This is a genomic window from Paraliomyxa miuraensis (assembly GCF_026337845.1).
In the GTDB taxonomy this organism is placed as follows: Bacteria; Myxococcota_A; Polyangia; order Nannocystales; family Nannocystaceae; genus Paraliomyxa; species Paraliomyxa miuraensis.
In genome coordinates this window covers 329,372-351,435 of sequence record NZ_JAOVZF010000156.1, presented here as the reverse complement: position 1 = coordinate 351,435, position 22,064 = coordinate 329,372, and the positions used below count along the sequence as shown (strand labels likewise).

The window sequence follows — 22,064 nt, the reverse complement described above, 5'->3', positions numbered from 1 at the left end:
CCACGGGGACGGACCGAGATGGGCGTACCCGAGGCTCGAGGCTCATCGTAGACTGGCGGCGGTGACGAGCGCGGCCCGGCGATCGATGCGACGGCTTACGGCAGCGGTGCTGTGCCTGACCGTGGGCCCGGCCGTGGGCCGACCGCAGACGGCAGCGGCAGCTCCGGGCGCGGCGGTCGAGCCAGCCGAGCCGGCCGAGGGTCGCGAGCCGTCGACGGAGGCCGAGCCGTCGGGGATCGAGCCACCTTCGCCGACCGAGGCCACGGCGAGCTCCCCCGAGCGCTCGCCGACGGACCCGAGCCCGGAGGAGATCGCACGACGACTGTTCGAGGTGCGGCTCGAGAAGGCGGAGGTGCACTGGCAAGAGGGCGACCGCCTGTACAACAACGGTGAGTATGCCGAGGCCGCGGTGCAGTTCGAGCGCTCGTACTCGGCGGTGCCGGCTGCATCGGCGCTCTACAGCGCGGCGCTGTCGTACGGGCGCGGAGGCAAGCCGGTCGAGGCGGTGCGAGCCCTGCGGCGCTACCTCGCGCTCCCCAACTGCACCCGGGAACAGCTCGAGCGCGGCGACCTCTACTGCACGGCCCAGCGCACCGAGGCCGAGCAGGCGCTGAGCGAGCAGGCGCGTCGCGTGGGTCACCTGAAGCTCGAGCTCGGCGAGGGGGTGGAGTTGCGCGAGGTGAGGGTGGCCGGACGCACGGTGCCGCTGGACGACTTCCCGGTGCTGCTGCTGCCCGGCACGGTCGACGTGGAGGTGTTCGGCATGGGACCCGACGAGCGCCGCAGCCGACCGGCCTACATCACGGCGGGCGAGACCTACGAGCTCTACGTGGCGCCGTTCGATCCCCTGGTGGTGCCGAAGGTGGGCGCCCCGGAGGGCACCAACCGCGAGTTCGATCAGCTGCGCTGGGAGCAGCGACAGCGACAGCTGCGCACGACCTTCTGGGTGGGGGCGGGCCTGACCGCGGCGGCCGGGGTCGCGCTGGCGGCGACGGGCGGTCTCGCGCTCTACCACCAGCGTCGCTACGACACGGAGCTGTGCGAGGAAGAGTGCTTCCTCAAGGACGAACTGGGCAACCCCATGCTCGACGAGAACGGTGACTTCCAGTACCTCGATCGGCCATACCCCGCCGATCACGAGGCGGCAGTCGGGCGCCATCGGCCGCTGGCGAATGCGATGCTGGGGGTGACGATCGGCCTGGGGGTGGCAACGGCGCTCGTGGGCGCGTTTGCGTTTCGCAAGAACGTGCAGCCGACGGGCTCCTCACGTGCCCGCGCGCACGTGAGGCTGGGGGGTTCCGGGCTGGTCGTGCGGTGGTAGCTTCTGCTGCATGCAGGATCGCCGCTGGCCGACCTACCCGGCACGGAACATCACCCTCGACGCCGCGGTGCCCCCCGATGACGGAGGCAAGGGCTCGATCTACGTGCGGGACACCGATGGCAAGGTGTACCTCGACGCAATGTGTGGGATCGGCTGCTTGCCGCTCGGCCACGGCCACCCCGGCCTGGCCGATGCGATCCGCGAGCAGATGATGCGGCTGACCGCCGCCGCGGGCACGCTCTACACCGAGCCCCAGCAGGCGCTGGTGAACGAGATCGTCGAGCGCACGCCGATCGCCAACGGGCGCGTGTTCCTGGGCAACACCGGCACCGAGGTCAACGAGGCGGCGATCAAGGTCGCGCTGCGAGCCACCGGGCGCGACGTGATCATCGCGTTCGGACGGGCGTTCCACGGACGCACGCTGGGCTCCATTGCGCTGACCGCCAACCCGGCCTATCGCCAGCCCTACGTCAGCTGCATCGACGAGCCCGACGATCGCTTCGCGCGCATGAACGTGGTGCGGGCGGTCGACGGCGAGCTGGGCTCGGTGGAGGCGCTGCTGCAGCGCTTCGAGGGTCGCGTGGCCGCCGTGTTCGTGGAGCCGGTGCAGGGCGAGGCGGGCATCTACCCCTGCACCCGCGAATTCCTGGTGGGTCTGCGGGAGCTGTGCAGCCGCCATGGCGCGCTCCTGGGCGCCGACGAGATCCAGTGCGGGTCGGGGCGAAGCGGACGCTTTGCCGCATGGTCGCGTCTGGTGGGCGACGACCCGGAGCTGGCCCCCGACCTGCTGTGGTACGCCAAGGCGCTGGGCGGAGGCTTCCCCGTGGCGGTCTGCGTGGCCCGGGGCGATCTGGCCGAGCACATGGTCAAGGGCAGCCACGGCTCGACGTTCGGCGGCAACCCGGTGGCGTGCGCGGCGGCACTGGCCACGTTGCGCATCTTCGAGGACGAGGGCTCGATGGCATCGGCGGGCGCTCAGCTGGAGACGCTGCAGGCGATCGCGGCGAAGGAGCCCCACCCGCGCGTGGTGGAGGTTCGCGGGCTCGGCTCGATGATCGGCATCGAGATCAACGGCTCGGGCAGCACCCCGGCGGCCGGGCTCGACGCGATCCTGCAAGAGGAGGGGATGCTCGTGACCGTGTGCGCCGGCAAGACGGTGCGGTGGCTGCTGCCCTATCGCGCGGGCGAAGCGATCTTGCGCGACGCGTGGTCACGGCTGCGGCGCGGTCTCGATCGCCACGGGTGATGCCGGCCGCTCCCAAACAGCAGTGGCGCGTGATCGAGGTCCCGGCGGACCAACGGCAGGCCTACCAGGACCTGCTGCGGCTCGCCGACGACTCGGACCGCGAGATTGCGAGCTATCGCGAGCTCGGTGCGCTGTTCGGCCTGGTGGATGCCGACGGCGAACCGAAGGGGGAAGCACTGGTGCTGCCCACCGAGGAGCGGCACACGATGGAGCTGCGCAGCTTGGCCATCGAAGACGCGTTCCAAGGTCGGGGGCTCGGCCGAAGGCTGGTGCAAGACGTGCTCGAGCGACTGCGCGCGGCCGGCATGCGGCGCGTGGTGGTGGGGACCGCGAGCTCCAGTCTCGATGCGCTCGCGTTCTACCTGCGACTGGGATTTCGCCCGTGGCGGATCGAGCGCGACCGCTTCACCGAGGCGCGTGGGTACCCGCCCGGCCTGTGCGAGGACGGAATCGAGGTGCGCGACATGATCTGGCTGGATTGCACGCTGGAGTGAGCGTGGGCGGCCCGCTGGCGCACGCGTCGGCGGGGCTGCTAGCTTTCGGGCATGCGAAACGCGTACGCCATGGCGATCGCGAGCGTGGTGCTCGGTTGCAAGCTCCAGGCCTCGACCCAGCCTCCCGAGGACGCGGGCGCAGCCGAGGACGGAGCGCAGGCCGATTCCGTCGCGGAGAGCAAGCCCATCGATGACGGTGCCACGGCCAGCGCCGATGGTGGAGACGTCGAGAGCGACGGCGGAGCACCCGGCGACGGTGGAGCGGTGGCGGTGGCCGACGGCGGTGCGGCGAGCGACGGCGGTGCGGCGAGCGATGGTGGGGAGGAGGCGAGCGACGGCGGCCCGTCGAGCGACACGGGCCCATCGAGCGACACAGGCACGACCGACTCGGGCTCCACGCAGCTCGCGAGCAAGCCGGTGGTGGCCACGCTCGAGCTGCCCAGGCCGCTGCATGCGGGCACCGATGCCAAGTGCGGCAAGGATCCCGGGGTGGGCGAGCGGCTCAAGGCGTTCTCGCTGCCGGGGCTCGAAGAGGGCAAGTCGGTCACCCAGGGCACGTTCCGCGGGCGCGTGCTGGTGGTCAACTTCTGGGGCACGTGGTGCAAGCCCTGTCTCAAGGAGCTGCCCGAGTTCGATCAGATCTATCGGCGCTATCGCAAGCACGGCATGACGCTGCTGGCCATCGCCACCGACGAGGACGCAGCCGCGGTCAAGGACGTGGTGGACAAGCGCAAGCTGGGGGCCAAGATCGCGATCGCGGGCGAGGACTACGCGGGGCAGTACGGCAGCGCCAAGTTCCCGTTCACGTTCGTGGTGGACTACAAGGGCGTCATCCAGGCGTCGTATCGCGGCTACAAGCCCGAGTGCATGGGTCAGCTCGAGGCCGACATCCGCCAGCAGCTACAGGTGCGAGCCGACGCCAAGGCCAAGCACGCCAAGGGCGGGTGAGGGGCATGCTTGCTCGCTGGGCCCTCGCCTTCGCCCTGCCGCTGGGAGGCTGCGCGGCGCCGGGGCGAACCGACTCGACCACCGCCCCCGTCACGCCCGAGGCGCCCGCGAAGACCTACGACGGCACCTGGTCGCGGATCGCCGACGAGCCTCGCGTGGGCCGCTACGTGTCCTCGTCGTGGGGCTTCTCCACCGTCTCGTACTGGATCGAGGGCGACGACGGCGTGGTGCTGGTGGACACCCAGTTCCTGCCGTCGGCGGCGGAAGAGTTCCTGGAGATCGCCGAGCGCGAGACGGGCAAGCCGGTGGTGACGGCGATCGTGCTGCACGCCAACCCCGACAAGTTCAACGGCACGGCCACCTTGCAGGCACGCGGGATCGAGGTGCTGACCTCGGCGCAGGTGCTGGCGTTGATCCCCGAGGTGCACGAAAAGCGCGTGGCCGCGTTCGGCGAGCGCTATGCACCGGACTACCCGACCGCGCTGCCCCAGCCCGACGGCTTCGGCGATGCCGACGTGACGCTCGAGCGCGCGGGCCTGCGCCTGGGCCTGCACGTACTGGGGCCCGGCTGCAGCGGGGCCCACGTGGCGCTGAGCTGGGAGGGGCACCTGTTCGCGGGTGACCTCGTGGCCAACGGAACGCACAGCTGGCTCGAGCTGGGGCTCTCGGGTGAATGGTTGCAGCGGGTGGAGGAGCTGGCGGCGCTTGGGCCCACGCACGTGCATCCCGGCCGCGGTGACTCGGCGGGCCCCGAGCTGCTGGTGGCCCAGCGCGAGTACCTGCAGCGGGTGCGCACGCTGGTGGCGGCCGAGCATGCCGAGGTCACGGCCGGCGGAGCCACCCCGAGCAAGGACGAGGTCGATGCCGCGCTGACCCGGCTGCGCGCAGCGCTGGAGCGCGAGTATCCCGAGCACCGCTTCGCGGTGTTCCTGCGCATCGGCCTGCCCGCAGAGTGGCGCCGCGTGGCGGGCGAAGGCCAACGATCGACCACCAGGTGCAGCAAGAACGCGTCGGGACAACCCTGCTGACCCGCCACGAGCAGCGAGCCATCGGGGAGGGCCAGCCCCAGGTGAGATGACGAGCCGAACCGGGTCGTCGACCTCAACCGCCGCATCCGGCAAGCTCCACTTCGGCCGACCAGGGGTTGGGATCGAGCAGGAACGCCCCGGTCTCGGTGGGATCGGCGACGCGAAACACGAGCTCGGTGGTGCGCTCGTTGCCGTAAGGGGCACACGCCTCGGTGTCGCCCTGCATCGCGAAACAAGCCGGGGCCCCGGCGGGCACGGTGAAGCCGGGGTACTGACCCTCGCACCCGGGAATCTCGATCGGCTCCTGCCCCGGGGGCTCGAAGGTCACCGTGACCTCGGCCGCCTCGCAGGGGCGCAGGCAGAAGGGGTCGGTGTACCCCAGGTCCCGCAGGGGCTCGGAGTAGTCGGGACTGCACGCGGAGCTCAGCATGGAGGTGAGGCCGCGCAGGCGCACGGGCGGCAGCGCGGTGATGGTGCCGTCGCTGCAGCCGGGGTCGATGCCGTGCTCGAGCAGCCACGCGGGATCGCCCACGGCCGAGTAGGTCGGCTCGTCGGGATCACCGACGGGAACGCCCGCGATCACGCGGAGCTCGAGATCGGCCGAGGAAAAGTACCGGGTCACGTCGCCGTAGGAGATCAGCACCGGCTCGCCGTCATCGGGCACCGGGGCCCCGTCGAGGCCGATGTCGGCGGGCCAGCACTCGTCGAAGCCGGCGGGATCGCCCTCGCAGGACACGCCGGCGTTCCAGCACACCGCGCTGGTGGGCTCGTCGGCCGTGGGGTCGGACCACAGCGCCCGCGAGCCCGCGGGGTCGAACGCGGCGACGCCTTCGTCGCTCACCGAACAGTCGACGCCGTCGGTGACGACCACGGCCTGTGTCAGCCAATGGCGATGCCAGTCCTCGCGCCCTTGCGCGCCTGCGAGCGCGCGAAGCGGCGCCGCATGCTCGCAGCCGGCGATGCCCTGCGGCACCAGGCATGCGAGCGCCTCGAGGCGATCGATCCCCTCGGGCAGCGCGTGCACGTCGAGCCACGGCCGCTCGGGGTCCAGCCCGAGCTCCGCGGTGGTGTACGAGCAAGCGTCGGTGCACAGCCAGCGCGCATCGGTGCCATCGGGGGCGACGAAGCGGTCGAGCCGATCGAGGCAGCTGGTGCCCACCAAGGCGCCGTTGGAGAGCTCGGCGGGGGCATCGCACAGCTCGTCGTTGGTGGTGTTGGTCACCGCCACCCGCAGGTCGCTGGGCGCGTCGAGCAGCGCCCCGAGCGAGGCCACCAGCCGCGCCTGCAGCTCGGCCGTCGTCGGGCCGTCATCGACCACCAGGAGCACGTCGATCACGGGGGGCGTTGCGAACACGCGCAGCGGTGGCGGTGGATCGTCGCGACCGGGAGCATCGAGACACACACCCTCTTCGGTCGCGGCGTCCACCAGGCACGCCTGCCCCTCGGCGCAGTCCGCCGAGGTGAAGCAGGGATCGGAGGCCGTTCGGCCGCCGCATGCCACGAGCACCAGCACCCCACTCCATCCCAACCACCGTGCGGCCTTCATCCCTCGACCTCCAGGCTCATGACGAACGAGTCGCGGCAGCCCTGGCGACCGACCACGAGCAGCGTGCCATCGGGGCGAGCGACGGCACCGGTGGCCCACGATCCGAGGATGGGGAGCTGATCGACGTCCGAGGACGGGCACTCGCCGCGCGCCGTGGTGGCCGGCTCGGAATCGGAGTCCTCGAACGCCTGGCGCACCGTGCCTTCGTGCTCGCCCTCGGCCGACCAGCGCTGCAGCATCATGCGAGCGCGATCGGTGGTCCGCGACTCGTAGGGCACGAACAGGGACTCCGCTCCCACGACCCACGCCGCGTCGCCGTCGGCGACGGGTAGTCCCCAGGATGCCTCCCACGTGGGCTGCTCGACCTCGAGGTAGAGGTCGCCCGAGGGCGGCACGACCTGTCGATCCCATCGCCGTCGACCATCGAGGTCGAAGGACGTCAGGTACTCGGGGGCACCATACGAGTACCCCGTCTCGACCGAGGAGAGCAGCAGCCCGTGGGCGGTCGCGACGAACCAACCCGGAAACCGCGGCCCTTCGAGGTCCAGGGGCACTTCCTCGGTGGCACCGTCGCGGGCATCGACGCGCCAGGCCACCGCCTTGGACTCCGGCGGATCCACGAAGGCGAGCACGGGGCCCATGAAGACGGTGTCGCCGACGGCCGCGAGCCTCCCCACGTCGTCGAGGAGGGATCCTTGCCAGCGCGGGCGGCCATCGAGATCGAAGGCTCGCAAGCGACGGCCCTGGTCCTCGTACACCGACACGACGATGGCATCGCCCGCAACGGCAACGTCGATCGGACACTCGCCCTCGGCCCAGGGCAGCGACCACCGCTCCTGCCCGTCGCGATCGAGGGCTCGCAGCTCGCAGTGCTCGGGCGAGCTCCAGTACTGGTCGTCGCGCAGCCCGGCGAGCGCCACGTAGGCCCGCCCGTCCTCGTCGATCGCCGCCGCATGGGCACGGCCATGGAACCCGATCCAGTCGTGGAGGAGCGTGCCGTCGGCCCCGATGCGAGCGATGAAGGGGCGCGAGGTGTACTGACCGTAGGGGGCGAAGCTCGCGCGCTCGTCGCTGGTGGTGTGGCCCACCACGACGGTCTCGCCGTCGGGGGACACCGCCTGATCGGAGACCATGCGGTACGACAGCCACTGCACCCACTGGGCATCGGCCGACAGCGAAGGGCCGCAGGCGGCCACACCCAGGACCAGCACCAACCCGAGACGCGCGTGCACGACCGCGAGTGGTTGCAAGCCGCGATCCATCGCGCGCGCGCCCATCGGATCGCGGGGATGGGCGATCGCACGGAGCCGAGTGTCAACTCGATTGGCTCCCGGGCCCGTGGCAGTCGGCCAACCGCAGAGGCAGCCGTCGTGCGGGCCGAGACCATGGTGCAGGCGCTATCGCCCGCGGTGGCCCTTGCCGCGCTTGGCCTTGGGCGCCGCGGGAGGAGCGGGAGCTTCGGGCGGACGGGGAGCCTCGGGGGCTCGGGGCGCATGGCCTGGTGCTTCGGCGTGCGGGATCTCCAGCGCCTCGAGCTGACGCTGGGCCTCTCGCAGCTCCTCACGCGCTCGCTCGAGCTCGCGCTCGATCTCCGCCTGCTGCTCCGGGCTCAGGAAGCGGCGCGCCTCGGGGGGTAGCTGCAGCTCGAGGTCGGGCATGGGCGGCACCACCATCGCGGTGGGTCCGGCTTCGGCGGTCAGCGTGGCCTTCAACGTCTTGCGCTTCTTCTTGCGCACCACCACCACGTCGACGGCGTCGCCCTTGGAGCGGTCGGACAGCGCGTCGCGAACATCGGAGACCGCGGCGATCGACTGGCCATCGACCTCCACGAGCACGTCGCCCACCTGCACCTTGGCCGCCTCGGCCGCACTGCCCGGCTCGATGCGCTGGACGAGCAAGCCGGCATCCTGGGGCGCGCCAAAGAACGAGCGCAGCTCCGGGGTCATGGTCGAGACCTGAGTGCCCAGGCGCGCCCTGGAGCCCCCGTGACGCATGGTCCACATCGCTCCCCCGTGTTGGTGGTGGCGAGACGGTGGCGTGGGCGCGGCGGGAGCCACCACGGCGCTGGGGGGCGACGGTGGAGAGGGCGGAGCCGGCGGCGCGGGGGCGGGGGCACTCATGGAGAGCAACAGACCGAGGACGAGGTTGGGAACGGGCATGACGAAGCCTTTCGGGGAATCGAGGGAGGGGAGGAGCGCGCTACCCGGGCCAGGTGACCCACACCACGGGCGACTCCTCCGGGGCCGGGGGCGACGGCGGAGATGGAACGGCAGGCGCGGCGGGGGCCGGCATCACGCGGCGCGATGGGTTCACCCGCGGAGCCGCCCGAGGACGAGGCACGGGGGCCAGCGCAGGCGCGGTCGGGGCGGCCGGAGCCCGGTGTACGTGGGCGGGTGGAGCCGGAGGAGCCGGAGCGGCCGGCGGAGACCCGTGTCGATTCCACACCGTGGGCAGCTCGGCCTCGTGACGGCGCTCTTGCTCCCGCCGTGCGCGCTCGATCTGACGCTGGATCCGCTCGACCTCTCGGTGAGCCCGCTCGACCTCGCGCTGGACGTCGCGCTCGCGCTGCTCCTGGACGTGGCGTAGCGCCCTGGCCTTGGCCTCCGTCTTCTCGTGATGGTGCCGCGCTCGCTCGGCGTCGCGCAGCGCTCGATCACGAGCCCGCGCATGGTCGGAGGGCACCACCACGTGGAGCTGGGGCGCCACCTCGCCGTCGTGGTGGCGAATGACCACGTCGATGCCGGACTCCTCGAGCTCACGCTCGATCTGCTCGAGCATCGGGGTGAGATCCTCGATCTCTTCGAGCATCTCGAGCGCCTCGAGTTCCTCGACCCCAAGCGGCACGCGCCCGTGCACGGCCACGCCATTGGGGCCCACCACGCGGATCTCCACGTGCTCGGGCATGGACTCGGAGTGCGCGCCGCCGCGGTGACCCCGATGCGAGCGATGCGGCTGTTCGCGTCCGTCGGCCTGACGAGCCCGCCGGAGGATCGCCTCGACCTCGCGACGCGAGGGGGCTGTCTCGCCGCGCTGCTTGGCGTCACGGAATGCCCGGCGCAGCTCCTTGCGGGCCTGACGTCGGGCGTCGTCGCGCTCGCGCTCCTGCCGTCGCGCGGCCCGACGGGCCTTCCGCGGCGAGGGCTCCTCGTCGGCGAGCGCCTCCTCGTCGTCGAGCGTCTCCACGTGCAGCGTGCCGCCGTGCTCGCGCACCACCACCGCCCCACCGGCGGGGGCCACCACCTCGTGCCGGCGGCCGTCCTCGTCGATGATCACCAGGGGCGCCGGCTCGCCGCTGCGCTTGGGCTTGGCCGCGTTGGCATCGACCCCCGGGGCCATCGCCACCACCGCGAGCAGGGGCAGGCCCAGCGCGGCCGACAGCCACCACGGACGCGTGCGTGCGGGGCCCGGCTGCAGCAGGCGCTGCACCCGACGGCCCAGGATCGAGCGCGGCCCCGCCATGGTGGCCGCCACCGGTCCCGGACGCGCCACCCAGGTGGCGATCTCGGTGAGGCAGCTCGCCAGCGCCAGCGGCTGCTGGGTGTGGCGCGCCGCCCAGTCGTCGCACAGGTACTCGGCCGCCTGGGCGATGCGGCGCGAGGCGAGACGATTGAGCGGCTGGAAGAAGAAGACCCGCTCGACGAGGAGGGCAACCAAGCGCCAAGCCGGGTCATGACGGAGAACGTGGGCCAGCTCGTGGGCGAGCAGGCTCTCTTGGTGGGCCACGGTCAGACCGTGCGCCGCCTTGGGCGGCACCACGATCTCGGGCCGCAGCACGCCCACGGCCATGGGCACGTCGACGCGCGACGCCACCATCAAGGGCACGCGCTGCGAGAGCCCCGCACGCCGACGCAAGCCATCGAGCAGCAAGGGCAGCGAGCCCTCGGACAGCGCGCGACGATCGGCCAGCCGCTGACGCAGCGCACCGAAGGCCACCAGCACCGAGGCCAGGCCGAGCAGCGAGCCCGCACCGAGCAAGCCCAGGCCCCACGCGCCCGCGGTGGCCCACCCCGAAGGTGCCGTTTCGAGTGCGGAGGTGCCCGCCCTCGCGGCGCCCGGCGTGACCGTACCCATCGCCAGCACCGGGGCATCGGCGAGCGACGTGACGACCGCCGCGCTCGGCAGCGACTCGACCGCCGGACGGGTGCTCGGGCTCGAGGGCGCAGCCGCAGCGGGCACGATCACCGTGGACGTGCGGGCATCGGGGCCCTCGATCACCTCGGAGGCATCGCTCACGGGCCCCATCCGGAACCAGTCGGGCGGCGGCCACGAGGGCGCGTCGGTGATCACCACCGACGGCTCCGTGGTCATCGGGCTCGGGGCGGTGCTCGAGCTCGCGCTCGCGAGCTGCGGCGACAGCTCCAGGCGTCCGGCCGCCGGTGCGATGCCCAGCCCCGTCTGCACCGTGGCCGTGAGCACTCCGCCCACGAGCGCGGTCTTCCACACCGCCGACATTCGCTCGGGGCGATCGGCCCAGCGCCGCTCGAGCAACCATGCGCCCAGCACCAGGATCGTGCTGTGCAGCAAGTAGGTCACGATCCACGCGATCATCGAGGCTTGCATCACCGCTCTCCTCCGCTTCGGTCGGCGTCGTCTTGGGCGCGCTCGATCTGCTGCCGCAGCGCGGCGAGCTCGTCGTCGTCGACCTCGTGCGACTGCAGCAGATGGCTCACCAGGGCCACCGCGCTGCCGTCGAACAGGCGCTCCTTGAGGTCGGCCACCATCGAGCGCGTGACCGCGTCTTCGCTCAGCGTGGCGCGGTAGATGAAGCGCCTGCCCTCGGTGTGGTGTGCCACCACCCCCTTGGCCTCCATCTTCTTGAGCATGGTGGCGATGGTGGTCGGCGCGAGGCCGTGCGAGGGCTCGAGCGAGCGGTGGACCTCTGCCACGGTGCTCTCACCGTCGGCCCACAGCACCCGCATGATGGCGAGCTGGAGCTTGCCCAAGTGTGCGGTCGTCATGACTACCCGGGTAATACTACCGTGGTAGTACATAGGCAAGGACGAAGATCGAACTTCCTGGCGGGTTCGCCTCCGACCGTGGTGGTCCGGGGTTGGTTTCGAGGTCGTGAGACGACGGGACTTGCCAAGGGCGCGATCGCAGACCTACCGTCCGCCGGATGTCGGTCACCCTCGGCCTGCTGCTGACCCAGCACAACGCGCGCGCGCGCCGGGATCCCGACCCTCGGGTGGGGCTCGTGCTGCTCGAGCGCACCTTGCTCGATCCCCCGCGAGCCGCCGCGGCCAAGCGATGGGGCGACCAAATTCGCCGAGCCTTTCCGGCCGCGGAGTTGATCCCCTACGCCTGGCACTTGTTGAGCCACGGCCCCGACGAGCGCATGGCCGAGCGAACCACGCGAACCATCGCCGGACCCGCGCACTCGTTTGGTGGGCTGCAGGACAACCCGCAGACCCGGCAGGCCTGGGAGGTCACCCAGCTCTGCATGGAGGCGATGGGCTCGACCTCGGTGGCCGTCCGCACGCCGCCCAGCCTCACTCCCGGCGCACTGGGACGCGCGCGCTTCCGCGCCTTCGTGGAAGCGCGCCGGGCCGAGGGCACGCGAGTGATCTGGGAGTCCGAAGGGCTATGGGAAGCGCCCGTAGCCGCTGCCTTCGCGTCCGAGCTCGAAGTCCCGCTGCTGCTCCCCGCCTTCGCCGGCGGCCGTGCCCTACGAAACGAAGATCTCGGCGGCCTGGCCGTTCCGGGAGCATGGCTCCGCGTCGACGGATCAGGCCCAAGGCAGGGGATCCACGGCGGAATCATTGACGATCTGCTCGATCACGCCGACACCGCCGACCAAACCGTACTCGTGTTCGCAGGCCCCCGAGCCCACAACAACCTCGCCCTGGTCGCCGAAGCCCTCCTCTAACCGCCCGGTCGCCGAAACGCCCCGCCGACTGGCGCCGCCCCAGCCCCCCCACTCGCCCCGGTCGCCGAAATGGCGCCGCCCCAGCCCCCGATCCACCCACTCGCCCCGGTCGCCGAAATGGCGTCGGCCCGCGGCGCCGCCCCCGAAACGCCACCACCCCCACGCAACGCCCCCGCCCCTTCCGAAGCCCCCTCTTCACCGAGCCACCCGCGCCGCCGCCCCCGAAGGGGCCGACGCCACTTAAAATGGCTACGCCGCCGAGACCCGAAGGTCGCGACGGCGCAGCACTCGCATTCCGCGAAGCTCGCGCTAGGCGCTACTTCTTGGTCTTGCGCTTGGCGGCCTTCTTCTTGGTGCCCGCCTTGGCGGCCTTCTTGGGGGCCTTCTTGGCGGCGGCCTTCTTGCCGGCCTTCTTGGCAGCCTTCTTCTTGGCAGCCTTCTTCGGTGCCTTCTTGGCGGCCTTCTTCTTGGCAGCCTTCTTCGGCGCCTTCTTGGCAGCGGCCTTCTTGGCAGCCTTCTTCGGCGCCTTCTTGGCAGCGGCCTTCTTCTTGGTGGCCTTCTTCTTGGCAGCGGTCTTCTTCTTGGCGGCCTTGCGACGCGGCTTCGCGGCCTGCGCGGGCGCCTCTTGGGCGGTATCAGCGTCGAGCATCGTGAGTGGACCCTCCTTCAAGGGCAACGGTAGTCGGGACCTTACGGTCGCGATCAGCGCGTGTCAATAACAATTATGCATCATTGGCACGCAATTAGGTGAAGGTGAATGATCCTTAGGGGAAGGTGAGTGATCGTGATGCCCCGTTAAGCATAGTTATCCATGACTGATATCCCACCTTATCACACATGAACAAAGCCGAATGAATTCAATGGGTTGATCCTCTCCGCGCGGCTCTGGTGCGGGTCCGAACGCGGTTCGTGCGCGGTAATTCCCGCGACCTCGGAAGGGGTCGATGCGCGCTGGGCGGAAGGTGACGGCTGTGCGATAAAACCGAGCGCCGGTCGGGCCGCCTGGTGGTTGCGCGTTGGGCGCAGGCCCGACCGCCACACCGAGAGGACGACGGATGCTCGACATCGACTGGACGACGGAGGAACCGGCGGTGACGGCCGGCCAGCTCCTGGTGGTGCCGCTACGCAGCGGACACGATCCCGAGGCGATCACCCAGCGCTTCGGCGCGGCAGTGCGCGACGCGGTGGCGCGGGTCCCCTTCGCGGGCAAGCCCGGCGAGAGCTTCGCGTTCACGCGCGAGCGCGACGGCGTGATCCAGCACGTGACGTTGATGGGCGCCGACGCGCTCACCGAGCCCGCCTCGCTGCGCCAGCTCGCCCACGATGCCGCGCGCGAGGCCCAGCGCGTGGGTGCATCGCAGCTGGTGCTCGATCTCCACGGGGCCGACGGCCTGCCCGCCGAGGGCGACGACGCGCTGCGCGTCGGCAACCTCGTGGCGCAAGGGGTGCAGCTCGGCACGTACGTCTACGACCGGTTCTTGAGCGAGAGCAACCGCCGTCCTTCGAGCCTGCGCTCGGTGACCGCGTGGGGCCGCTCGGCGGCGCCCACCGAGGGTTCGAATCGCGGCCGCATCGTCGCCGACGCCATCGCGCGCGCGCGCGACCTCGGCAATGGCCCGCCCGCCCTCGTCACCCCGAGCTACCTCGCGCAGGTGGCCGCCGACATGGTCGCCGCGCTCGCGGCCGAGGGCCACGACGTGAAGCTGACCGTGCTCGACGCCGACGAGTGCAAGGCGCGAGGCATGGGCTGCTTCCTCGGGGTGGGCCAGGGCAGCGACGAGCCGCCCAAGTTCATCCACCTCGCCTACTCGCCCAAGGGCGAGTCGAAGGCCCGTGTGGCGCTCATCGGAAAGGGCGTGACGTTCGACTCGGGTGGCTACTCGCTCAAGCCCACCGACGGCATGCTCGACATGAAGCTCGACATGTGCGGTGCGGCGGCCGTGATCGGGTCGTTCGAGGGCGCGGTGCGGCTCGGCGTGCCCTACGAGCTCCACGCGCTCGTGGCCGCGGCCGAGAACCTCGTCAGCGGCAAGGCCTACAAGCTCGGCGACGTGCTCACGGCCAGCAACGGCAAGACGGTCGAGATCAACAACACCGACGCCGAGGGGCGCCTGACCATGGCCGACGCCATGGTCTACGCCTCCAAGCTGGAGCCCGCGCTGATGATCGACTTCGCCACCCTCACCGGTGCATGCATCATCGCGCTCGGGCCTCGCATCGCCGGGGTGATGACCAACGACCAGGCCCTCCACGACGACTGGATGGCCGCGGCTGCTCGCAGCGGCGAGGACATGTGGCGGCTGCCGCTGCCCAGCAACCTCAAGGAGCAGCTCAAGAGCAAGGTCGCCGACATGCGCAACACCGGCGAGCGCTGGGGCGGCGCGCTCACGGCAGGCCTGTTCCTCAGCGAGTTCACCGAGGGCATCCGCTGGATGCACATCGACATCGCAGGCCCCGCCATGGCCAGCAAGGCCTACGGCGTGACCACCCCCGGTGCCAGCGGCGTCCCGGTGGCCACGATCCTCGAGCTGCTCAGCGGTCCAATCCAGCTCGAGCAATCGTAGCGCCCGATCAATTCGGGTAGACGATCTCGACCACGACCCCGTTCTCGATCGAGACCTGCGTCTCGCTCGAGGTGCCGTCGCAGTCGAGGTTGCTCCGCACGTAGCGGCCGCGCTTGGGCCCGCTCGAGCAGCGGATGAACGTGTGGAGCTGCAGCGGGCGACCGTTGGCATCGCGGTCCTGCGTGTCGGCCGGAGGCCCCCACGCCATGAACACGGCGAACTCGTGGAAGCCGACCTCCACCTCGCCATGGCTGGCGGCCTCGCGCTCGGCCTTGGGCAGCGACTCCCACTGACTCCAAAGACCCTTGTCCTCCAGGAACGCCTGACGCTCCGAAGACTTCACGTGCAGGAATTCCTGCTGGTCGGCTCCGGTGGACAGGTTCTCGTAGAAGCGACGATCGAGCTCCGGGAGGCGATCGGGATCATGCGCGCAGCTGGTGGCGATCACGCTCGCGACCATCATGGTGGCCGCAAGCCCTGGGCGGCGCGGCCAGAGCCGCGAGCTGACTGGGGCCGAAGTCATCGGTCGACAATGATACGGCCCGAGCCCCGTACGGCAAGGTTTGCAGGTGCCTGGCCTGCGACCAGACGCGTGATGAGCGGGCGGGTCCCGCTCCTGCGCGTTCGTTCGCCATTGGGCCCGATCGCGCTAGACTTGACCCTCTCGACTCCCGGCAGCCCGTCCTCCGCCCGACCCGAGCCCGGTGACCCAAGCCCGGTGACCCAGTCCCTGTGACCCAAGCCCGGTGACCCAGTCCCGGTGACTCAAGACCAGTCCCGAAGGAACCACCAGGGCCGATTCGTGCCGACGCTTGGCGCTCCCAACCCCCAACGAACCCGAGCGCGCCCCTGCCGACATCCCCGAGATCCTCGGCTCTCTCGCCAAGAACGCCAAGAGAACGCCGTTCCCTGCCCCATCTTGACCGGTCGTGACACCATTGCTAAGCATACGCCCCCTACGTTGCCACAGGTGTGCCCTGTCCCCCCAGGTCTTGCTCGCCGTGCGAGCCCAGTGACGAGCGACGCTCAGGAGTTGGAGCCATGGCTCAGACGTTCAGCGTAGGCGACAAGGTGGTGTACCCAGGCCATGGGGTGGCCGAGATCACCGGCCTCGAAGCGCGCGAGATCTCCGGCGCCAAGCTCGAGTTCTACGTGCTCAGCGTGCTCGAGAACAACATGAAGGTGATGGTGCCCAAGCACAACGCCAAGTCCGTGGGCCTGCGCAAGCTGGTCGACGAGGCCGAGGTGGAGCGGGTCTACAGCGTGCTCGCGCACCGCGGCGGCAAGATCAGCACCGCCACCTGGAACCGCCGCTATCGCGAGTACATGGAGAAGATCAAGACCGGCTCGTTGGTCGAGATCGCCTCGGTGCTGCGCGACCTGTGCATCCTTCGCTCCGACAAGGAGCTGAGCTTCGGCGAGCGCAAGATGCTGGACACGGCGCGCTCGCTGCTGGTGCAGGAGCTGGCCCTGGCCAAGGGCCAGGAAGAGACCGTGGTCGCCAGCGAGCTCGACGCGATGTTCGCCTGAGCCGATTCCCCGAGCCGATTCCCCGAGCGGCCCCATGACCTGCCCCATGTCCCTGGTCTTCGGGCGGCGAGCATCGACTGCGCTCGGGCTGGCGCTGCTCGTGGCGAGCGGCGCGTGCAAGAAGGACGAGGCCGCCACCGGCACCGCCTCGACCGAGGCCGACAGCCCCGAGACCACGCAGCGCCGCGAGTGCGAGCGCTTCGCCACCGACATGGCCCAGACGGGCGCGCTCGCGGGGCAGATCCTCGTGACCGCGCTCGACGACGATCCGGAATCGGCCCGTGAGGGTCGGCAGGAGATGGCCAGCGAGGCTCGCAAGCTGCGGCAGCAGCTGCTCGACAAGTGCATGAAGTGGCCGCAGGAGGTGATGGAGTGCCTGCCTCCGCTGGGCGTGCTCAAGGACGGCTGCGAGGAGCGGCTGCTGGCTGCGCTCGACGGCGCCACGCCTCCGCCCCAGGACGTCCCCCCCGGGCCCAGCCCCGCGTGGAGCTTCACGCTGGAGAGCGACCCCCGGGCGCTCGCGGTGGCCGACGACGGCACCGTGGTCGCCGTGGCGGGCGTCGAGAGCAACACGCTCGTCGCCCTGCGCGACGGCAAGGTCGCATGGCGCAAGGAGGGCGACTTCGTGGGCTGGCTGCTGCCGCTGCCCGGCGAGCCGGCCACGTGGATCACGGCCGAGGAGAACCGCGTGCTCGCGATCGATCCCACCACCGGGGCCGAGCGCTGGACGGCGTCGCTGCCCGTCGAGCTCGACGGCGAGGGCGACGAAGCCGAGCCGAGCCTTCCCCCGGTGAGGGTCGCCGCGGTGCAGGACGGCATGCTGCTCGTGGGAGACGACGAGGCGCGCTTCTTCGTGCTCGACCCGGCGTCGTGCGGCGCTGCCGGGCCGGGCGTGCCCAAGCCAGGGACGTGCGTCACTGCGGCGGGGGGGCTGCCCGACGAGGTGCTCGAGAGCGACGCCCGCCTGCTCGTGGGCGCGGGTCGGCGGCTGCTCTGGGAGGATGGCACGCTGCGGGCCTTCGACGCCGAGCAACCGAAGGGGTCGCCACCGGACCGCGCATGGAGCCCGACCCTGACCCTCCGCCCCCACGACATGCTCTCGCACGTCGGGCTGCATGGTGATCGCCTGGTGCTCGTGATCGACGACGACGTGGTCGAGCTCGACGCCGCGCAGTGCCGCAGCAGCACCGATGTCGCGCCCTCGGGCTGGCCCCAGCCCGGGGCACTGCGCGTCGAGGACGAGTGCGAGGGCTGCTCTCAGCCCCCCACCGGCTGTCGACGCTGGCGCGCCTACGTGGAGGACGTGACCGGCGAGTCCCCGGCCGTGCTCGACGATGGCGTGGTGGTGGTCAACGCCGACGGCTACACGCTCGCGCTCGACGAGGGCGACACGCGCTGGAAGGCGTCCACCGGCGGTGGCGGTCCGCTGGCCACCGATGGCCGGCGAGTCTTCGGCTTCAGCACCGCCCTGCGCGAGGACGACCCTCCCGGCGTGTTCGAGCTCGACGCGAGCAACGGCCACCTGCGCTGGCGCACGCCGCTGCCGCTGCGGGTCGGCGACATCTACTCCAGCGACGACATCCGCCTGGTGCAGCGCGGCTCGTGGCTCGTGGTCTGCTACGAGCAGACCATCATGGCGCTGCAGCCGAGCTCCTAGCCGAGCGGGGCTCCGCTCGCGGAGCCCCGTGTGCATCCCCGCGGGGAATGCTCGCTAGAACGCGCAGTGGATGTGGTCCTGGTGGTGCGAGTCGTTGTGGGGCCCGAGCGCCTCGACGGCTCCCATCGCGCGGCAGGCGTCGACCATCGCGCGGGTGGTGCTGGTGCTGCCACGGATCACGGCGCCGTTGACCACGCCGATGTCCACCGCCCGGCCGCGGTAGTGGTACGAGTTGGTCGAGTGACGCGCGCCCGAGATCGCGGTCACCACGTAGCTGAAGCCGTACTCGTCGTGGAGCGAGATCATCGCGTCGATGAGCTGGGCGTCGAGCATCACGGTGCCGCACGGCAGCCGGGAATCGCGGCCACCACCGGGGAAGTTGCAGCTGCGGTTGGACTCCTGGCCGCCGGCGGCATCGGTGATGTTGGCGAGCGGGTCGGCCCCGTCGTTGCGACCGAAGTCGGTGGACAGCAGCTGGATCTTGCCCTCGTTGTGCAGCTGGAGCAGGCGACCGGCGTTGCTGCAGCTGTCGACGTCGGCCACCAGCGAGTTCCAGGTCTGCATGCCCACGATGCCATCGACGGTCAGGCAGTGCTCCTCCTGGAACGCGCGGATGGCCTGCTCGGTCACGTCGTTCACGTTGCCGTCGATCTCGACCGCACGCCCGTAGCGATTCTTGAGCAGGTCCTGCACGCCACGCACGGCCCAGCGATCCTGGTCGCCGGGGCGCACCGTGAGCACCATCGCCTCCCAGGTGAAGTTGCCGATGAGGCCGTCGTCGTCGAGGCCCTTGCTGGCCTGGAACGCGACCGTGGCCAGCTCCGTCATGGTGTCGAAGTCTCCGTTGACCTCGAGCTCCTGGCCGTGCTCCTGCAGCAGGTACTGCGCCGCGAACACGTCCTGCCCCTGGTCGCCGAAGCGGGTCAGCGGCCACGCGTAGCGCGGGGCCGAGACGCCGTCGGCCTTGCCCAGCGGCTGCGTCCCGTCGTAGGCGCCCTCGAATTCCTCGAGTTCCTCCCCGTCGCGCCCGTCCTCGGCGTCGCAGCCAAACGTGGCGGTCAGGGCCAGGCAAAGGGAGACGGTCAGGCTTCGAAGGGAGATGTCGGTGCGCATGGTGTGGTCGCTAGCCTCACCATGTAATGACACCTGCTCCTCGCGGGTTTCCGGGAAAAGGAGCCAGTTTCTCCCCGGAAAATTCCTTGCCGGCTGTTGGCTCGGCGATCACGCTCACACATGTTTCCAGAACATCGTTCTGGCGCCCGAGCTAGGCCAGGCCGATGGCGCGCAAGCGCTCCATCAGGAACGAGCCGGCGGTGACCTCGGGAATCGCGCCCTGCTCCCGGGCGGGTCGGAGGACGGCGTCGGGATGCGGGTGGCAGAACAGCGGCATCGAGTAGCGCGAGCGCTGGGTGTCCAGCGAGGGGTTGACCACGCGATGCGTGGTGGCGGGCAGCCGGCCGTCGGTGAGCAGCTGCATCATGTCGCCAGTATCGCAGACCATCGCGCCCGGGGGCGGGACGACCTCGAGCCACTCTCCGTCGCGCGTCATCAGCTGCAGACCCGGCTCGGTGGATGCGGGCAAGATCGTGAGGAGGTTGATGTCCTCGTGCTCGGCCGCTCGCACCGCACCCTCGGGGACGTCGTCGGGCAGCGGTGGGTAGTGGATGATGCGGAGCACCGAGTTGCCGTCGCGGGTGAGGTCTTCGAAGAATCCCGTTGGGCGACCGAGGTGGATCTCGATCGCCTCGAGCAAGCCCATCGCGAACCGGTCCATCGCATCGAAGAGCGCCTGCGCGGTCTCGGAGAAGCCGGGCAGCTCCTCGACGTAGCGATTGCGAGGAATGGCGCCGCTCTGGGTCCGCGGGTGATCGACCGGCAGCAGCCGGCCCACGTGCCACAGCTCCTTGAGGTCGGCGACCGAACGATCCTTGGCATGCTCCACGCCGAACGACGTATAGCCGCGCTGACGACCGTCCTGCGGGGTCTCGTAGCGGCGCTTGAGCGCCTCGGGCAGCGCGAACAACCGCTCGGCCAGCGCATAGGCGCGCGCGAGCAGGGCCTCGTCGATCCCGTGATCGCGGACGAACACGAAGCCGAGCTGCTCGAGCGCCCGACCCAACGCCGTCACGAAGCGCTCGCGAGCCTCGCCGCCCGCGACGAAGTCGTGGAAGCTCACCGTCGGAATGCTCGCGCGCTCCATCCTGCGGACGGAGGGTAGCGCCGGCCCGTCGCGCCGGGGAAGCGGCACGAATGCGAGGGAACGCGCGACGAATTTGCGTGTCACGGGAGCGTGACGGCGCAGGGGGCTCTCCCTGACATCGATCGAGACTAGAGCGCCTCGAGCACCATGCGGATCTCGGCCAGGTCCTCGTCCTCGGGGTTGAGCGCCTCGGCCTGGGCCAGGGCATCCATCGCGCGCTCGATGCCGGCGACCGAGCCCTCCTTGAGCTCCTTCAGCGCCTCGGCGTAGGCGAACACGGCCGCCCCCTTGTGCAGCAGCGGATCGGTCTGGCCGAGCAGCTCGCCAAAGGTCACGCGGGTGCGGAGCTCGTGCGAGGCGAAGGTGGTGCCGTCCTGGTAGCGCACCGCGATCTCGAACGAGGTGTCGTCCCCGACCAGGTGGGGCGCGCAGGTCCGGATGTCCTGGTGGAACACCATGGTGTCGTTGGGCGCGAGGTGCTGGGGCTCGACCTCGGTGGGATCGGTGCTGATCTCCTCGCCCGAGAACCGCACGACCTCGAAGCCCGGCGGCATGTCGAGCTTCACCGAGACGTTGCGCACCGCGACGTCGAGGGTGCTGATGAACTGCTCGCCGAACACCTTCTGGGCCTCGTCCACGTCGTTGATGAACACCGAGGCGCCCTTGCCCGCATCGGTGACGGTGTCCATCAGGTCGTCGTTGTAGGTGCCGGCCACGCCGACGCCCACGCCCACCATGTAGATCCCGTCGCCGTCGTTGCCCGCCGCGTTCTGCCCGATGAGCTCGATGTCGGTGACGCCCGCGTTGGCCCCCCCGTCGCTCACCAGCACGATGCGGTTGATGCGGCTCTTGTCATACCACTGCTCCGCGAGCGTATAGCCGGCGGTCAGGCCTCCGTTGAGATCGGTGCCGCCGCCCGCCGAGAGCGTGTCGATGGCCGCGAGCAGCACCGGGTCGTTGGGACCGTCGACCACGCGACCGGCGAGGACCTCCTGGTTGGAGGTGTCCCACGTGACCATCGAGATCACGTCGCCCTCCTTCAGGCTGCTGGCGATCGCGCGGCAGGTGGCGATCTCCATGTCCATCGCGTGGCCCGACATCGAGCCCGAGGTGTCGAGCACCAGGGTGATGTTGAGCGGCGCGCGGGTCTGCTGGATCACCCGCTCGCTGCTGACCGCGATCTGCAGGGTGTATGCGCCGCGCTCCTGCCCCGCGATCAGCGAGGGGAAGATCCGTACCTCTCCGGGATCGGCCGCCGGGTAGTCGAACGCGTAGTAGTTCATGAACTCCCACGGCCGGATGGCGACGGCGGAGAGGGAGCTGAAGCCCTCGAGCACCGTCTCGCGCGCCTGCACCGGAGACGACATCGAGTTGGAGTCGTCGGGCGAGAGGTAGAGGGTCACGTCGTCGGCGGTGTTGCACGCCATGGGCTCGTCGGGCGCGACTTCTTGGTCGTCGGGGATCGGGGCCGGCGGCTGGTCGGGACCGGGCTCGTCGCCGCCGTCCTCGGCCGCCCCGTCGCCCTCGCCTTCGTCCTCGGGGAAGTACCCGTCGCCGGTGTAGCCCGCGTCGAGCGATTCGCCGGCAAGGCACGCACCGGTGCTCACGGCCAGGGCCAACAGCGTCGGGATCGAGCGAAACGACTTCGTCATGAGCAAGCCAGG

The 22,064-nt window shown here is 70.6% G+C and carries 19 protein-coding genes; 9 read left to right on the top strand and 10 right to left on the bottom strand.

The features are described 5' to 3' along the window. Nucleotides 1-85: 85 nt before the first annotated feature. Genes OEB96_RS26950 through OEB96_RS26930 form a run of 5 tightly spaced genes read left to right on the top strand, consistent with a single transcriptional unit; the run spans nt 86 to nt 5,037 of the window. Entirely contained in the window at nt 86-1,321 is a 1,236-nt protein-coding gene (locus OEB96_RS26950) for a hypothetical protein (protein WP_266219619.1), read from the top strand. 10 nt (nt 1,322-1,331) lie between these two features. Then, nucleotides 1,332-2,567: an aspartate aminotransferase family protein gene (locus OEB96_RS26945; RefSeq protein WP_266219618.1), complete on the top strand. Its 1,236-nt coding sequence runs from the start codon at nt 1,332-1,334 to the stop codon at nt 2,565-2,567. Continuing rightward, a complete protein-coding gene (locus OEB96_RS26940) occupies nt 2,567-3,061 on the top strand; it encodes a GNAT family N-acetyltransferase (RefSeq protein WP_266219617.1) in 495 nt (164 codons plus the stop codon). Before OEB96_RS26945 ends, OEB96_RS26940 begins: the two co-directional genes overlap by 1 nt. A 51-nt stretch (nt 3,062-3,112) precedes the next feature. Then, nucleotides 3,113-4,009, top strand: a complete 897-nt coding sequence (locus tag OEB96_RS26935) for a TlpA disulfide reductase family protein (RefSeq protein WP_266219616.1) — start codon at nt 3,113-3,115, stop codon at nt 4,007-4,009. A gap of 5 nt (nt 4,010-4,014) precedes the next feature. Next, nucleotides 4,015-5,037: an MBL fold metallo-hydrolase gene (locus OEB96_RS26930; RefSeq protein WP_266219615.1), complete on the top strand. Its 1,023-nt coding sequence runs from the start codon at nt 4,015-4,017 to the stop codon at nt 5,035-5,037. Between the two features lie 73 nt (nt 5,038-5,110). On the opposite strand, the gene OEB96_RS26925 is transcribed toward OEB96_RS26930, so the two are convergent. The 5 genes from OEB96_RS26925 to OEB96_RS26905 form a co-directional block, all read right to left on the bottom strand. Next, nucleotides 5,111-6,583: a hypothetical protein gene (locus tag OEB96_RS26925; protein ID WP_266219614.1), complete on the bottom strand. Its 1,473-nt coding sequence runs from the start codon at nt 6,581-6,583 to the stop codon at nt 5,111-5,113. Beyond that, a complete protein-coding gene (locus tag OEB96_RS26920; RefSeq protein ID WP_266219613.1) occupies nt 6,580-7,815 on the bottom strand; it encodes a hypothetical protein in 1,236 nt (411 codons plus the stop codon). Before OEB96_RS26920 ends, OEB96_RS26925 begins: the two co-directional genes overlap by 4 nt. 165 nt (nt 7,816-7,980) lie before the next feature. Next, nucleotides 7,981-8,742: a PDZ domain-containing protein gene (locus tag OEB96_RS26915; protein ID WP_266219612.1), complete on the bottom strand. Its 762-nt coding sequence runs from the start codon at nt 8,740-8,742 to the stop codon at nt 7,981-7,983. 40 nt (nt 8,743-8,782) lie between these two features. Beyond that, nucleotides 8,783-11,143 (bottom strand): M56 family metallopeptidase, encoded by a 2,361-nt coding sequence (locus OEB96_RS26910; protein ID WP_266219611.1) that lies wholly within the window; start codon nt 11,141-11,143, stop codon nt 8,783-8,785. Further along, entirely contained in the window at nt 11,143-11,541 is a 399-nt protein-coding gene (locus OEB96_RS26905) for a BlaI/MecI/CopY family transcriptional regulator (RefSeq protein ID WP_266219610.1), read from the bottom strand. The genes OEB96_RS26910 and OEB96_RS26905 overlap by 1 nt, the downstream gene beginning before the upstream one ends. A 158-nt stretch (nt 11,542-11,699) precedes the next feature. Here OEB96_RS26905 and OEB96_RS26900 point away from each other — a divergent pair, with 158 nt between their 5' ends. Continuing rightward, a complete protein-coding gene (locus OEB96_RS26900) occupies nt 11,700-12,449 on the top strand; it encodes a hypothetical protein (protein ID WP_266219609.1) in 750 nt (249 codons plus the stop codon). A gap of 316 nt (nt 12,450-12,765) precedes the next feature. Here the strand turns inward: OEB96_RS26900 and OEB96_RS26895 are convergent, their stop codons facing one another. Then, a complete protein-coding gene (locus tag OEB96_RS26895) occupies nt 12,766-13,098 on the bottom strand; it encodes a hypothetical protein (RefSeq protein ID WP_266219608.1) in 333 nt (110 codons plus the stop codon). Between the two features lie 406 nt (nt 13,099-13,504). Between OEB96_RS26895 and OEB96_RS26890 the strand changes: the two genes are divergently transcribed. Beyond that, nucleotides 13,505-15,013, top strand: a complete 1,509-nt coding sequence (locus OEB96_RS26890; protein ID WP_266219607.1) for a leucyl aminopeptidase — start codon at nt 13,505-13,507, stop codon at nt 15,011-15,013. Nucleotides 15,014-15,020: 7 nt separating this feature from the next. Here the strand turns inward: OEB96_RS26890 and OEB96_RS26885 are convergent, their stop codons facing one another. Beyond that, nucleotides 15,021-15,476 (bottom strand): hypothetical protein, encoded by a 456-nt coding sequence (locus tag OEB96_RS26885; protein WP_266219606.1) that lies wholly within the window; start codon nt 15,474-15,476, stop codon nt 15,021-15,023. A gap of 578 nt (nt 15,477-16,054) precedes the next feature. Between OEB96_RS26885 and OEB96_RS26880 the strand changes: the two genes are divergently transcribed. Together OEB96_RS26880 and OEB96_RS26875 are read left to right on the top strand one after the other, a co-directional pair. Next, a complete protein-coding gene (locus tag OEB96_RS26880) occupies nt 16,055-16,543 on the top strand; it encodes a CarD family transcriptional regulator (protein ID WP_266219605.1) in 489 nt (162 codons plus the stop codon). 46 nt (nt 16,544-16,589) lie between these two features. Beyond that, a complete protein-coding gene (locus OEB96_RS26875; protein ID WP_266219604.1) occupies nt 16,590-18,200 on the top strand; it encodes an outer membrane protein assembly factor BamB family protein in 1,611 nt (536 codons plus the stop codon). Between the two features lie 54 nt (nt 18,201-18,254). Here the strand turns inward: OEB96_RS26875 and OEB96_RS26870 are convergent, their stop codons facing one another. The 3 genes from OEB96_RS26870 to OEB96_RS26860 all read right to left on the bottom strand — a co-directional run bounded on the left by OEB96_RS26870 (nt 18,255) and on the right by OEB96_RS26860 (nt 22,052). Next, nucleotides 18,255-19,313: a peptidoglycan-binding domain-containing protein gene (locus tag OEB96_RS26870; RefSeq protein ID WP_266219603.1), complete on the bottom strand. Its 1,059-nt coding sequence runs from the start codon at nt 19,311-19,313 to the stop codon at nt 18,255-18,257. Nucleotides 19,314-19,464: 151 nt separating this feature from the next. Further along, nucleotides 19,465-20,376: an isopenicillin N synthase family dioxygenase gene (locus tag OEB96_RS26865; protein ID WP_266219602.1), complete on the bottom strand. Its 912-nt coding sequence runs from the start codon at nt 20,374-20,376 to the stop codon at nt 19,465-19,467. A gap of 152 nt (nt 20,377-20,528) precedes the next feature. Beyond that, nucleotides 20,529-22,052, bottom strand: a complete 1,524-nt coding sequence (locus OEB96_RS26860) for a vWA domain-containing protein (protein ID WP_266219601.1) — start codon at nt 22,050-22,052, stop codon at nt 20,529-20,531. Between the last annotated feature and the right edge of the window lie 12 nt (nt 22,053-22,064).

Excerpts from the sequence above, each read along its gene's own strand:
- OEB96_RS26875 (WP_266219604.1), top strand. The coding sequence starts at position 16,590 with ATGTCCCTGGTCTTCGGGCGGCGAGCATCGACTGCGCTCGGGCTGGCG.
- OEB96_RS26880 (WP_266219605.1), top strand. The coding sequence starts at position 16,055 with ATGGCTCAGACGTTCAGCGTAGGCGACAAGGTGGTGTACCCAGGCCAT.
- OEB96_RS26935 (WP_266219616.1), top strand. The coding sequence starts at position 3,113 with ATGCGAAACGCGTACGCCATGGCGATCGCGAGCGTGGTGCTCGGTTGC.
- OEB96_RS26890 (WP_266219607.1), top strand. The coding sequence starts at position 13,505 with ATGCTCGACATCGACTGGACGACGGAGGAACCGGCGGTGACGGCCGGC.
- OEB96_RS26915 (WP_266219612.1), bottom strand. The coding sequence starts at position 8,742 with ATGCCCGTTCCCAACCTCGTCCTCGGTCTGTTGCTCTCCATGAGTGCC.
- OEB96_RS26905 (WP_266219610.1), bottom strand. The coding sequence starts at position 11,541 with ATGACGACCGCACACTTGGGCAAGCTCCAGCTCGCCATCATGCGGGTG.
- OEB96_RS26860 (WP_266219601.1), bottom strand. The coding sequence starts at position 22,052 with ATGACGAAGTCGTTTCGCTCGATCCCGACGCTGTTGGCCCTGGCCGTG.
- OEB96_RS26950 (WP_266219619.1), top strand. The coding sequence starts at position 86 with ATGCGACGGCTTACGGCAGCGGTGCTGTGCCTGACCGTGGGCCCGGCC.
- OEB96_RS26885 (WP_266219606.1), bottom strand. The coding sequence starts at position 15,476 with ATGATGGTCGCGAGCGTGATCGCCACCAGCTGCGCGCATGATCCCGAT.
- OEB96_RS26945 (WP_266219618.1), top strand. The coding sequence starts at position 1,332 with ATGCAGGATCGCCGCTGGCCGACCTACCCGGCACGGAACATCACCCTC.
- OEB96_RS26930 (WP_266219615.1), top strand. The coding sequence starts at position 4,015 with ATGCTTGCTCGCTGGGCCCTCGCCTTCGCCCTGCCGCTGGGAGGCTGC.
- OEB96_RS26940 (WP_266219617.1), top strand. The coding sequence starts at position 2,567 with ATGCCGGCCGCTCCCAAACAGCAGTGGCGCGTGATCGAGGTCCCGGCG.
- OEB96_RS26870 (WP_266219603.1), bottom strand. The coding sequence starts at position 19,313 with ATGCGCACCGACATCTCCCTTCGAAGCCTGACCGTCTCCCTTTGCCTG.
- OEB96_RS26895 (WP_266219608.1), bottom strand. The coding sequence starts at position 13,098 with ATGCTCGACGCTGATACCGCCCAAGAGGCGCCCGCGCAGGCCGCGAAG.
- OEB96_RS26910 (WP_266219611.1), bottom strand. The coding sequence starts at position 11,143 with ATGCAAGCCTCGATGATCGCGTGGATCGTGACCTACTTGCTGCACAGC.
- OEB96_RS26925 (WP_266219614.1), bottom strand. The coding sequence starts at position 6,583 with ATGAAGGCCGCACGGTGGTTGGGATGGAGTGGGGTGCTGGTGCTCGTG.
- OEB96_RS26900 (WP_266219609.1), top strand. The coding sequence starts at position 11,700 with ATGTCGGTCACCCTCGGCCTGCTGCTGACCCAGCACAACGCGCGCGCG.